Below are 12,057 nucleotides of genomic sequence, written 5' to 3' on the forward strand. Positions count from 1 at the left end.
AAATGTCTTCCAAACTCAAGCAAACGCAGGTGATGATCAGAGCAAACCTCCTGAGCCTACCGCGACGCTTTGCGATCGCGGTTTCAATGGCTCTTTCCGTTGCGCTCGTCGTCTGTGTGCTCGCCGGCTTCCTCTCGATGGCCGCCGGGTTTGAGAAGGCGTTGAAGAGCGCCGGTTCTCCGAGCGTGGCGGTGATCCTCGGTGGTGGGACAAACCAGGAGAATGGCTCCGATGTTCCGGCCGGTGCCATCCGGACCATTGAGGCAATGCGAGGCGATATCGGAGCGGTGCGGGATACAGCGGGCAATCTCGTCTCATCACGGGAGATCGTCGTTGCCGTTGAGGTACCGGACGATCAAACCGGCGTTGCAAAGATGCTGGCTTTACGAGGCATGGACCCGACCGGTCATTATCTGCGCGACGGAGTCACCCTGACAGCCGGACGCTTTGCCAAGCCAGGCGCGCGTGAAATCGTGGTTGGCGAACGGATCGCAGCAGAATTTCCTGCGCTCGCGATCGGAAGGCAAGTGCGGCTAGGCTCCGTCAACTGGACTGTGGTCGGGTATTTTTCTTCGGGCGGTAGCGCGTTCGAGTCAGAAATATGGGCTGATCTCGATGCTGTTCGTTCTGCCTTTGATCGGTTGGGCGAAGTCCAGAGCGTTCGACTACGGCTTGGAGGGCCCGGCGCAATCGACAAGCTGAAGACAACTCTGGGAAGCATTTCCGCCACCCCCATGGTCGCTGTAACCGAAGCCGACTTATACGCCGCCCAATCATCCGGCACGGCAAATCTCATTCGTATGTTTGGATGGCCGGTGGCGTTGCTGATGGCACTCGGCGCGACTGCAGGCGCGCTCAACACGATGATGAGTTCGGTTTCTGACCGGGCGGTCGAGATCGCTACGGTGCGCGCCCTGGGTTTCAGCCGCCTGTCAGCCTTCATTGCCACGTGGGCAGAGGCGGTGGCGCTGGCGGCGGTTGGAGTGATCTTCGGCCTCGTGGTGTCGTGGTTCGTATTCAACGGATGGCAGGCCAGCACCATCGGTGTAAACAACGCCAGCATATCCTTCCAACTCACTATAAACGAGGGCGTACTCCTAACAGCGGGGCTTCTCGGTTTGTCAGTCGGTATCGTTGGGGGCGCTCTGCCCGCCTTTTACGCCACTCGCTTGCCTTTGACAGCCGCTTTACGCGCGCGAGGATGATGTCGTATTGTCGGCGGCGCTGAAAAACAACGAGGAGTTTCTGTCGCAAAAGTCTCTGGCGAAAGTCAGAGATTTGCGACCGACTTTTGCGAGTGAGACCGGCAAGGAGCATATGGTGCAAGTCCATTTCGGTGAAGGATTAGCGACCCACACCGGCCCCGAGCCGTGCGTTGGCGTCAGTGAGGGCGTCGGCGAAGCGTCGGCAGGGGAGTGCATAGGCCAGCCGTTGAGCCGCGAAATAGTCTTGGTTCCGGGTGCCGACGTTGTTCGCAAGACGGAAGGCAATACGCACGAGCACGCTATTGCAAGTGCTCGGACGACCCGGCACCTCACTCGACCCATGGATCGATGAGTTCGATACCGAAGCCCTCGAAATCCTTGGTGTTGCGTGTCGCGAGAGCGAGGTCGTGGGCAATCGCGGTGGCTGCGATCAAGCCATCCATCGATGACATACCTCGGCCGCTCCGCTTTGCGTCGCCCATCAAATCACCCCAGGCCAGAGCAACACGTTCGTCCACTGGAATAACACGGCGTTCGAAACGTTGTGGCAGATCCCGGGCGAGCCACTCGACCAGTGCATCGCGCTTTCGTCCGTTGTCCATGAGGGCAACACCGCGACGAATTTCCGCAATCGACACGACACTGATAAAGGTGCGGTCCTCGTCAAGGCCATCCAACCATTCGAGAACGCGGCCCTCGGGACGCGGCTTTGTCACTTCTGACAGAACATTGGTGTCGAGCAGCAGTCTCACAGCGGCAGATCACGTGGTTGGTCGCGTTGACGGTCGAGGTCGAGATCGGCACCGCGTAGTGGCGACTCCATCAGAAACTCAGCGAGCGTGCCCTTGCGTGCGGTCTTCCGCTGCCATTCTTCGGCAGAGACGACAACGACGATAGGCTTGCCGTTTCGGGTGATCGTCTGCGGCGTGGATTGCGCGCGGTCAATGACTTCTGAGAGTTTCGCCTTCGCGTTGGCAACGGTCCAGCTTCTCTCGTCGTGCGGTGATAGTTGCATTGTACATCTCCTGACCATCGTGACTATCGTGACTATAGTCCGCTAGCGGATAAGTGACAAGTGGCTTAAGGGGAGGGGACTTCAAAGCCCAGACGCCTTGGTGAGATTCACGCGGACCGATGCCATTTTCGACTTATTCGCCGAGGATAACCTTCCATAATCCGAACATAGGCTCCCAATAGGCTAGCAAGCTCCGCTGTCGGCATGCGGCGGTTCATCGTTGTGCGCCGTTGTGTCTTTTGCTCCAGGGCATCGGCAAGCTGCGTCATCAAGGGGCCGTGGCCACTCGCCAACAGGATGGAACATCGCCAATAGGCGACCACCACGTCATCATCGGCCATCAGCCAATCCGTTGGTCGGGTCTGCCAGCCGTTCGATACATCGAATGCGCATCGATGTGGACGGGCTGTTCAAGGACGCTGTCGGAAAGCTATCGGTAACGGTGGCCGCAGCAGATGTTGGACGAGCATGCCGCTGCGTAGGGACGCGGTGATCGCCTCCCGCCGGCATATAACGTTGACCGGTCCAGCCGCGGGCCGCCGAAGTACTTAGGCAAACCTGAATTCGACTTTTGCATCAAGGGCCGCTGCAAGGAAAGATAGTTGGGCTTCGTCCTGGGTCACTGTGCCGGTGGCTGTCCCAGCACAGGTCTCCATCGCAAGGACGAAGGCGGCGCCACTCGCGGTCGGCCAATTGGCAAAAAGCATGTCAAGGGCTTCCTCTGCAGATCCAATGACGTGGAAGGCTTGGTGGCGCTCGACGACTAAGACGAGCCAGTCCGGGGTCGACACAAGATCTCCGATTCCGCTTACGAGCGATGGGCAAATGGTGGATCGCACTTTGGCCAGCGCTCGACATTTGAGGAGAAAATTCTCACCTGGCGATCCGTTCTGTAAACCCCGGCCGTGACACATTGTTCCACGCTATTAGCCTGCGGTATCGAAAGGCGAAGTAGTTCCGTAATTCCCCGAGGTTTCTCTGGCCCGCAAGCGGCGGGCGATGGGTATAAAATTGGTGGGCATTCCCGCGATTTGTCTGATGCCATAGGCAATGTTTCAAAGAACGCGAACATCCCCCCTTCTCTTCAGGCATGGGCTTGCGCGCGCGACACGAGCATCGCAGATTGCGCGACAGCCATTGCGGACACAGGACAGAACGATGAGTGGAACTTTCTTTCAACCGGTTGATGCTGCTGAAGTTCCACGCTTCGCCGGGCATTCTACCTTCATGCGCCTACCCGCCGTGCAGACGGCTGCCGGGCTTGATATTGCCCTTGTCGGTATTCCCTGGGACGGCGGCACAACGAACAGGGCGGGCGCCCGGCACGGGCCACGGGAGGTTCGCAATCAGTCGAGCCTCATGCGGCGCGTACACCATGTCTCAGGGACCGAACCTTTCAGTATCGCGAATGTCGCCGATGTCGGCGATCTCTCCGTCAACCCCATCGACCTTATGGACGGCCTCAAACGCATCGAAGAGGGGATGAATGAGATTGTCGCCGTCGGCGCCATTCCCGTGTCGGTGGGCGGTGACCATCTGACCACGCTCCCCGTGCTGCGCGCGGTGGCGAAAAACCGGCCGGTTGGACTGATCCATTTCGACGCGCACTCCGATACCAATGATCGCTATTTCGGAAACAACCCGTACACGCACGGGACGCCGTTTCGTCGAGCGATCGAGGAGGGACTGCTGGACCCGAAGCGGATGGTTCAGATCGGAATTCGCGGTTCGATCTACGATCCGGGCGAACATGACTGGGCGAAGCAGCAGGGCATCCGGATCATCTACATGGAAGAATTCGTCAGCCGTGGGGCTGACGACGTGATGCGCGAGGCGCGAGAAATCGCTGGTGAACTGCCAACCTACGTTACCTTTGATATCGATAGTATCGATCCATCCATGGCGCCGGGAACGGGAACGCCAGAGGCGGGCGGCTTCACGACCCGCGAGGCCCAGCAGATGATCAGGCTGCTTGCCGGAATACAGATCGTGGGTGCCGACGTCGTTGAAGTCTCCCCACCATTTGATCTGGCCGGCATGACGGCGCTTGCTGGCGCCACCATGATGTTCGAACTTCTATGCGTCATCGCCAAACAGGTCGCGGATAGGCGCACTGCCGGGGGCGCCTGATGGTCGGCAATTGGCTTGTCAGGGGTGGATGACCGCCTCTTCGGACAGCCGTCGGTAGCCACCGCGCCAGTAGAGCAGGGGTTCGACATCCTCGCGCGTTTCGATCGCGCAAACGCGGCCGATAAGGATCGCGTGCGAATGGTGATTGAGCACCGTTTCGAGCTCGCAGTCGAGAACCGTCAGCGCATCTTTCAAAGCAGGTGTTCCAGTCGAAAGGCTATACCATTGCGCGTCTTGATAGCGTTCGACGCCGCGCCGGCCGTCGAACCCTGCAAAGGATTGCGCGATATGCTGTTGGTCGGCGGTAAGTACATTGACGCAGAAGCGGCGATACCGTTCAACCACGGGCCAGGAGGACGATCCGCGATTGAGGCTGACGATCACCGACGGCTGATCTGCGGAAAGGGAAGTAACAGAGGTCGCGGTAAAGCCTGTCCGTTCTTCGCGTTCACCAACGGTGATCACGCTCACGGCACCGGCCAGGTGGCGCATCGACAGCTTGAACGCAGATTGATCGACGATAGGCCTGGTTGCCACCTTTTCCATCTGCTCTCTCCCTTGTTAGCCCGTGACCTGTGCCTTCGCAAAACGGTTGGCCGGCATTGAAAGGCCGAGGTTTTCCCGCAGCGTCTTGCCTTCATATTCTTGGCGGAAGAGCCCACGACGGCGCAATTCAGGCAGGACGAGCTTCACAAAATCATCAAGGCTCGAGGGCAGTGTCGGGAACATCAGAATGAAACCATCCGCCGCACGGGTCTCGAACCACTCTTCCATGAAGTCGGCAATCTGTGCCGGCGTGCCGGTGATGCCGTTGCCCGTATGCTTCTCCGCATAGTGCCGCACCAGCTCGCCGACGGGGCGCCCGCTCTTGACGAAATCGGTAAGCTCTTCGAACAGCGCGCGCGACCCCTTGGGCTGCGTCGGCAGCCGATCCATCGGAAACGGTTTGTCCAATGGGACGCCGCGCAAATCGGCTTCCAGAAACTCGGAAAGCATCAGGCGACCGACGTCCGGATGCATCTTGTCGATGAGGTAATTGACCTTGGCCTGCGCCTCGGCTTCCGTTTCGCCGACGTTCAGCACAACACCCGGCATGATCTTGAGGTCGTCGGGATTGCGACCGTAGGCGGGCATGCGTCCTTTGACGTTCTCGTAGAACGCGCGGTTTCGATCGATGTTCGAGGCGAGGCTGAAAACGATCTCGGCCGTGCGCGCTGCCATATCCATACCGGGTTCGGAGCCGCCGGCCTGCGCGATGACGGGCCGGCCTTGCGGTGATCGCGCGATGTTGAGCGGCCCGCGCACCTGGAAGTGTTTACCCTTATGGTTGAGCGTGTGGTGCTTGGTTTTGTCGTAGTAGACACCGCTTTCGCGGTCGAGGAGCAACGCACCCTCTTCGAAGCTGTCCCACAGACCAAAAACGACGTCCACGAACTCGTTGCCGCGCTCGTAGCGCAGCGCGTGCGGGTCCAGCCCCTCGCGATTGAAATTGTAGCCCGTCTCGTCGTGGTCCGAGGTCACGACATTCCAGCAGGCGCGGCCGCCGCTCAAATGGTCGATAGAAGCAAAGAGGCGCGCGACATTGTAGGGCTCGTAGTAGCTGGTTGAAACAGTGGCCACGAGCCCGAGATCTTTCGTTGTCACTGACAGGGCTGATAGCAACGACAGCGGTTCGAAGCGGTTCATCTTGGTCGGAATGCGGGCGAGAGCGTCGGGGTCGCCGACGGCGGCAGCCGGAGAGTCGGCCATGAACATGAAATCGAACTTTGCCGCCTCCGACCGTTTGGCAACGTCGAGGAGATGACTGAAATCGTTGGCGCCGTGGACATTGCTTGCCGGATGCAACCAGGAGGCCGGGTGAAAGCCGAATGTATAGACGAAGGTGCCGAGCTTCATCTTATCGGTGCGCGTCATTGATATTCTCCAGCAGGCAATGCGATTGGCGATTGCCCAAGGTAACGCCACGCGACTTTTTTCATCAATATCGCAGCGCTGACTTCTGATTTAGTTTTTCTAAAGAGTGAGAGGCGCCGAGATCTGCGCCTGTCGTCGAGAGATGGCAATGACCCAGTCGCGAAACTCCGGGCCGTAGGGCTTTTGCAGCGCGGAGCGGTCCCAGGCAAGGAAATAGCTCTCGCGCAGCGGCATTCTGATATCGACTGGAATGACCAATGTCTGCGCTTCCAGTTCGTCTGCGATCATCGACATCTGCGCAAGCACGATGCCTCGCTTGTTGACGGCCGCGTCGATAGCGCTACTCGATAGGGTAAACGACAAGCCCGAGGGTGGGCCTTTGACGTCTGCCCCGATTTTCGCGGCAAATTCTGCCCAACTCGGGTAGGGTGTGAAATGTCGCTCCCATTCGACATGCAGCAGCGGATAGGACAGCAGATCGGCGGCGGCCGGTCTCCTGCCTTCAATTAGGGCCGGCGAGCAGGCCGGAACGACCCAATCGCGAAACAGTTCGGCGTAGTGGTCATGCTGCAAGACGTCGGATCCGTAACTGACGCGGAAATCGACTTCATCAAACCCCATTCGAGGCTCCTTGTCGCGACCGGTCACCCGCACATGCGCATCGGGATGGAGCGCTTGCCAGTCGAAAATGCGCCTGCCGATCCATTTGTTGACAACGGACGACAGTGCGCTGAGAACGAGCGCATTTTCGTTGCGTGCACGCTCCAGCACCTGCTGGGCGAGCGCAAATTGCTCAAAGCCCTTCGATATCTCGCGGTGGTAAAGCCGACCCCATTGCGTCAGCTCGACAGTCCGGCCGCTCCGTTCCACAAGGGTGATGCCCAGAAAACTCTCGACCTTGCGTAACTGCTGGCTGATGGCACCGGGAGATACGTCCAGCTCCGCTGCAGCGGCCATCACGCTGCCGCAACGGCCGACAGCTTCGAATGCTTGCAGCCCTTTGAGGGGTATTCCCCGGAATATCTGTTCTTCGCTCAAAGCGTTCCTCACTATGGCTGTCGACGTGACGCACGCTTTTCGGCCGGATGAAAAATGCCTGCAAATTGGAAGCGATCGCCAGGATGCGTGATCTCGACATAGGTTACCATGCGATCATTCTGCCAGGTCTGACGAGTGAGGGTGAGGCAGGGCTCGCCACGGTCAATCTCAAGAATGCGCGCCGTCGCGGCATCGGCCGAGACTGCCCGTATCACATGCTTGGCCTTCGACCACGGCACTTGCGACAGGAGCCATTTCGCAGGAGGCGCGGCCGCAAAGCTCTCGTTTCTGGCAAGCGGCACCGTATCCAGCAAAATGATGCGCCGCTCTATTGCCGTGGGCCTACCATCGACGATATGCAGACACTGGATCCGAAGGATTTCGGCTCCCGAGGTGCTGTCCAACCGGGCAGCCTCGACGGGGTCTAGGGTCTCGATCCTTCGCGTCAAAATCTGATGGCGATGCTCATAGCCCGCCAAGGTCGCCTCGGTGCCGATATCCTGGATGTCCATGACGGTGCGGTCGATCTGCGGCGAGGCGACGAAGGACCCGGTTTTCCGCTTCCGTACGACAAGACCACGGTCGACAAGCGCCGTCAGGGCCTTGCTCACGGTCATACGCGAACAGCCGTAGTCATTGACGAGGTCATGCTCTCTTGGAACGCGATCACCCGGGCGCCAGTCTCCGCTGAGGATCTTTGCCTCGATATCCGTGAATATCCTGAGATAAATTGGCTCCAAGACGCGACCTCATCACTCTCGCAGCAAAACGATGCAAACGCGAAACTCGCGCCTCCAAGCGGCCGTTCGGCACAAAAATTGCGTTCGTCGACTTTGACGTTGACACCTTAGGCTAGCGTATATCTATTTGTATAGTCAAAAGCGGATCGCAGAAGTCCGCACACGGGACTGAACTCGGGAACTCGAACGCACCCCTGGCGGGTGCGGAAACTGGAGAGATGACAATCATGATCGCACGTTCACTGCTTAAGGGCCTCGTCGGCGCCGCATTTCTTGTGGGAGCGACCCTGTCGGCGCATGCTGCCGATACGCTTGCGGCCGTCAAGGCAGCCGGCACGCTCAAGGTCGGCACGGAAACCGCCTTTGCTCCCTTTGATTTTATCGATGCCGGCGAGCATGCTGGTTTGAACGTTGATCTTTTTGCGGAAATCGGCAAGGAACTCGGCGTGAAGATCGAATGGGTGGCGCTTCCTTGGGACGGCGTGTTCCCGGCACTTGAAGCTGGCAAGTTCGACGTGGTTGCCGGACCCGCGACCATCACCAAGAAGCGTTTGGAGCGCTATCGCTTCACGCCGCCGATTGCCGAAGCCACCATCGCGATCCTGAAGAAGGCGGGCGACGCGACCATTAGCAAGCCCGACGACATGGCCGGCAAGACGATCGGTGTCGGCAAGGCCACTTCGCAACTCGATCAGCTGAAGGAATTCTCGGCAACGCTGCCTTCCAAGGTAGATATCCGCGAATACCCGGCCTTCACCGAATCCTATGCGGATCTCGCGGCCGGCCGTATTGCCGGTGTTGCCAACTCACTGCCAAATATCGCCTTCGTCGCCAAGCAGCGCGAGGGAACGTTTGAAGTCGTCCTGCCGCCGTTCGGCAAGAAGTCCTACTTCGGTTTCATCGGCCTGAAGGATGCCGATCATGCGCCGCTGATGGACGCCATCGATGCAGCCCTGCTGAAGATCAAGGCTGACGGCCGCATGGCCGAGCTGCAGAAGAAGTGGTTCGGCGCGACCTTCGACACGCCCGACGCCGTCAAGGACCCTGCGTTCTAGTAGCGGGCCGATCGTTGATTGCGCCCCGGCCTAGGGGCGCAATCAAAGACGCCATTGTGCCTCCATGACAGCCAGGCGGGCAAAAGCCGGACATGTCCATCAAGCTCTTTGAATTGCTTCTCTACGCGTCGATCTATACGGTGCTGTTAAGCGTCGTTTCCATTCTGATCGGCTTTGCGATCGCAATCCTTCTGTCCGGCATGCTGTTGTCGAAGAAGGCGCCATTCGTCATTCCCGCACAAGTTTTTATCAGTTTCTTCCGCGGCGTGCCTCTGCTCGTGCAGTTGCTCCTGATCTACAACATGTTGCCCGCGATCGGCCTGAACGTGCCGAGCATCGTTGCTGCGATCATCGGCCTTTCGCTTTGCACGGCGGCTTATCAGGCGGAGAACATGCGCGGCGGATTTGCAAGCGTCCCGATCGGTCTCGTGGAGTCCGCCGAAATGGTGGGATTGACGCCGGGTCAGATCTTCCGGCGTATCAAGGCGCCAATCGCACTGAGGCTGACCTTCCCGGCGCTGGTCAACGAGGCGATCCTCATCCTCAAGGCATCGTCGCTGGTTTCCGTCGTCGGGGTCATCGAATTGACGCGGATGGCACAGGACCTCGCAGGCAGCACCTTCCTGCCGCTACAGATATTTGCGGCTGCGGGTCTCATCTATCTCGTCATCAACTGGATCGTGGCGCTTGCCGGCGACCTGATCGAGCGCTCTCTTCCGGGAGTGCCGCGATGACCTTTGACATCAACGTCATCCTTGACCAACTGCCGGCGATCATAAGTGGTGCCGGCGTCACGGTCTTGATCTGGGTCGTCGGGACGATCGCCGCCGCCATTCTGGGGTTTTTCGTCGCTGTCGGCCGCCGCTTCGGTGGCGTGCTGCTCGACAAGGCGCTTGGCCTTATCGTCGCAGTGCTGCGCGGTACGCCATTCCTCATCCAGATCTTTCTCGTCTACTACGGTGGTCCATTCGTCGGCCTTTCGCTCGATCCGTTGCCAGCCGGCTTGATCGGCATCTCGATCTATGGTGCGGCCTATTACAGTGAAATTTTCCGATCCGGCTTCATGGCCGTGCCTAAGGGCCACATCGAGGCGGGCGAGTGCGTGGGCCTGACGCAGGGGCAAATCATCCGACGCATCCTGCTGCCTGAAATGACGATGCTCGTGCTGCCTCCGTCGCTCAATATGGCGGTTCTCCTGATGAAGGAGACGGCTGTCCTTTCGATTATCACCGTTCCCGAGCTGACCGCGACGCTGAGCGCCATCGGCGCCCAGCAATATGCCTTCGTCGAAGCCCTCTCAGTGCTCGCACTCTTCTACTGGGTACTTGTAGAGATCACCGGTCGGCTTGGCCGGCTCGTAGAAACGAAACTCAACAGATTCAGGTTTTTCAACGCATGAGCCTCCCTGCAATCGCAGTTAAAAACCTCGTCAAGAAGTTTGGAGATACCACCGTTCTCCAGAACATCGATCTCGAGATCCCGCAGGGACAGGTCTCCTGCCTGATCGGACCATCAGGCTCGGGCAAGAGCACGCTTCTTCGTTGCATGGCCTTTCTCGAGGAAGCGACCTCCGGAACGATCACGATCAACGGCGAGGTCCTCGGCTTCACCGAAAATGCACAGGGCATGCGGGAGCGTATTGCGCCAGCCGCAAACCGTGCGATCCGTGCGCAGATCGGCATGGTGTTTCAGCAGTTCAACCTCTGGCCGCATATGACAGCGCTTGGAAATGTCAGCGAGGCGCTGAAGACCGTTCACAAGATGAATCGCAAGGATGCCGAAGAGCGGGCCATGGCTCAACTTGTGAAAGTTGGCCTCGAAAGCCGCGCAGGGCACTACCCATCGCAGCTTTCTGGTGGGCAACAACAGCGCGTCGCCATTGCCCGTGCTCTTGCCCTCAAGCCGAAGATCATGCTCTTCGACGAGCCGACGTCCTCCCTCGACCCGGAACTGACCGGCGAAGTGCTCAATGTCATGCGCGATCTCGCCGCCGAAGGGATGACGATGGTCGTCGTCTCGCACGAAATCGGCTTTGCGGCCACCGTCGGGCAGCAGATCGCATTTCTCGACCATGGCAAGATCGTCTTCACCGGCCCTCCGCAAGAGGTATTCAGGAGGCCGAGAAACGCACGCCTCGAGCAATTCCTCGACACATACCTTGATCGCGGAGCATCGATGTTGCTCTAAAGAGCAACGACGAAGTGCGGGTCACCGAGTTCCACAAACAGGGTCCACACTATCGCAAAATCGAGTACTCGGCTGGGTGCTATCTGGGACAAGGCTGGTCCGACCAGACCTAGCGATCGCATCGTGGAGGTCACAAAGCCGCCGCACGAGCGGGACGCAAGGCTACCAGACTGCTATGCGCCTGTTGCATGGGTGGCGTGAGCTCTTGATGCTGTTCTCGGGTCAGCGATGAGCCTATATGGATGCCATCGAAGCAAACGAAGCGCCAAGGACTGGCAGCTGTGCTTCGAAAGCCCAGGAAAGGGGATTTATCATGAATGTAGCACGCTCTTTCAACAATTGGCGCAAGTACCGTCAGACGGTCTCCGAACTCGGCCGCATGAGCTCCAGAGAGCTTTTCGATCTCGGCATCGATCGCGCGGATATCCGCAGCGTTGCCCGGGCAGCGATTGGCCGTTAAGGCGGACATAGCGCCAAATTTTTCGATTGTTCGAGCGTCCGCCGGTCTTCTGGCGGGCGCTTTTTCTTTGGCATGAGGCCTGTTCGGAATGCCTGTCGAGCCGACCGCTAGACGCATAGCGCATGGCAGTCATGCAGAAACATGCCTGTCATTTGGGCGGAAAAGGTGTAAAAGTCTATTCATCGAAGCGATGCACCTCCTCCCGCAGCGCTTTGTATGGCAAGCGTCCTTATCCTCCTCCCAAGGTCGCTTGCGGAACAGCAGCACTCCTCCTCCCAGCTGCTGTTCGGTTATTTCAGAAAAAGCCTGCCGC

The 12,057-nt window shown here is 58.9% G+C and carries 14 protein-coding genes; 7 read left to right on the forward strand and 7 right to left on the reverse strand.

Annotation, left to right across the window (positions count from 1 at the left end):
* The first annotated feature begins 2 nt into the window (after positions 1–2).
* Positions 3–1,205 carry an ABC transporter permease gene (locus tag PMI09_RS26330; RefSeq protein WP_007801537.1) on the forward strand — a complete coding sequence of 401 codons (1,203 nt, stop codon included), beginning with the start codon at positions 3–5 and terminating at the stop codon, positions 1,203–1,205.
* Positions 1,206–1,534: 329 nt separating this feature from the next.
* On the opposite strand, the gene PMI09_RS26340 is transcribed toward PMI09_RS26330, so the two are convergent.
* The 3 genes from PMI09_RS26340 to PMI09_RS32575 all read right to left on the reverse strand — a co-directional run bounded on the left by PMI09_RS26340 (position 1,535) and on the right by PMI09_RS32575 (position 3,134).
* Positions 1,535–1,957 carry a type II toxin-antitoxin system VapC family toxin gene (locus PMI09_RS26340; protein ID WP_007801540.1) on the reverse strand — a complete coding sequence of 141 codons (423 nt, stop codon included), beginning with the start codon at positions 1,955–1,957 and terminating at the stop codon, positions 1,535–1,537.
* A complete protein-coding gene (locus PMI09_RS26345) occupies positions 1,954–2,220 on the reverse strand; it encodes a type II toxin-antitoxin system Phd/YefM family antitoxin (RefSeq protein WP_007801542.1) in 267 nt (88 codons plus the stop codon). The genes PMI09_RS26340 and PMI09_RS26345 overlap by 4 nt, the downstream gene beginning before the upstream one ends.
* Positions 2,221–2,768: 548 nt before the next feature.
* Positions 2,769–3,134 carry a DUF982 domain-containing protein gene (locus tag PMI09_RS32575; protein ID WP_157213408.1) on the reverse strand — a complete coding sequence of 122 codons (366 nt, stop codon included), beginning with the start codon at positions 3,132–3,134 and terminating at the stop codon, positions 2,769–2,771.
* 244 nt (positions 3,135–3,378) lie between these two features.
* Between PMI09_RS32575 and speB the strand changes: the two genes are divergently transcribed.
* Entirely contained in the window at positions 3,379–4,350 is a 972-nt protein-coding gene (gene speB / locus PMI09_RS26355; RefSeq protein ID WP_007801547.1) for an agmatinase, read from the forward strand.
* A gap of 18 nt (positions 4,351–4,368) precedes the next feature.
* Here the strand turns inward: speB and PMI09_RS26360 are convergent, their stop codons facing one another.
* From PMI09_RS26360 to PMI09_RS26375, 4 genes are all read right to left on the reverse strand, one after another.
* Positions 4,369–4,896, reverse strand: a complete 528-nt coding sequence (locus PMI09_RS26360) for a flavin reductase family protein (RefSeq protein WP_007801550.1) — start codon at positions 4,894–4,896, stop codon at positions 4,369–4,371.
* Positions 4,897–4,911: 15 nt separating this feature from the next.
* Entirely contained in the window at positions 4,912–6,264 is a 1,353-nt protein-coding gene (locus PMI09_RS26365) for an LLM class flavin-dependent oxidoreductase (RefSeq protein WP_007801553.1), read from the reverse strand.
* A gap of 99 nt (positions 6,265–6,363) precedes the next feature.
* Positions 6,364–7,302, reverse strand: coding sequence for a LysR family transcriptional regulator (locus PMI09_RS26370; protein WP_007801555.1), 939 nt, complete (start codon positions 7,300–7,302; stop codon positions 6,364–6,366).
* An 11-nt stretch (positions 7,303–7,313) separates the two neighbouring features.
* Positions 7,314–8,042 (reverse strand): UTRA domain-containing protein, encoded by a 729-nt coding sequence (locus tag PMI09_RS26375; RefSeq protein WP_007801557.1) that lies wholly within the window; start codon positions 8,040–8,042, stop codon positions 7,314–7,316.
* Between the two features lie 227 nt (positions 8,043–8,269).
* On the opposite strand from PMI09_RS26375, the gene PMI09_RS26380 reads away from it, so the two are divergent.
* From PMI09_RS26380 to PMI09_RS26400, 5 genes are all read left to right on the forward strand, one after another.
* On the forward strand, positions 8,270–9,097 hold the full coding sequence (locus PMI09_RS26380) for a transporter substrate-binding domain-containing protein (RefSeq protein ID WP_037084241.1): 828 nt from the start codon (positions 8,270–8,272) through the stop codon (positions 9,095–9,097).
* Between the two features lie 92 nt (positions 9,098–9,189).
* On the forward strand, positions 9,190–9,831 hold the full coding sequence (locus tag PMI09_RS26385) for an amino acid ABC transporter permease (RefSeq protein ID WP_007801560.1): 642 nt from the start codon (positions 9,190–9,192) through the stop codon (positions 9,829–9,831).
* Positions 9,828–10,496 (forward strand): amino acid ABC transporter permease, encoded by a 669-nt coding sequence (locus PMI09_RS26390; RefSeq protein WP_007801562.1) that lies wholly within the window; start codon positions 9,828–9,830, stop codon positions 10,494–10,496. The genes PMI09_RS26385 and PMI09_RS26390 overlap by 4 nt, the downstream gene beginning before the upstream one ends.
* Positions 10,493–11,284, forward strand: coding sequence for an amino acid ABC transporter ATP-binding protein (locus PMI09_RS26395; protein WP_007801564.1), 792 nt, complete (start codon positions 10,493–10,495; stop codon positions 11,282–11,284). The genes PMI09_RS26390 and PMI09_RS26395 overlap by 4 nt, the downstream gene beginning before the upstream one ends.
* A 313-nt stretch (positions 11,285–11,597) precedes the next feature.
* Complete coding sequence (locus tag PMI09_RS26400) at positions 11,598–11,744, forward strand: DUF1127 domain-containing protein (protein WP_007801566.1); 147 nt, start codon at positions 11,598–11,600, stop codon at positions 11,742–11,744.
* Positions 11,745–12,057: the final 313 nt, after the last annotated feature.

The sequence above is a fragment of the Rhizobium sp. CF122 genome (assembly GCF_000282035.1).
Lineage (GTDB): Bacteria > Pseudomonadota > Alphaproteobacteria > Rhizobiales > Rhizobiaceae > Rhizobium.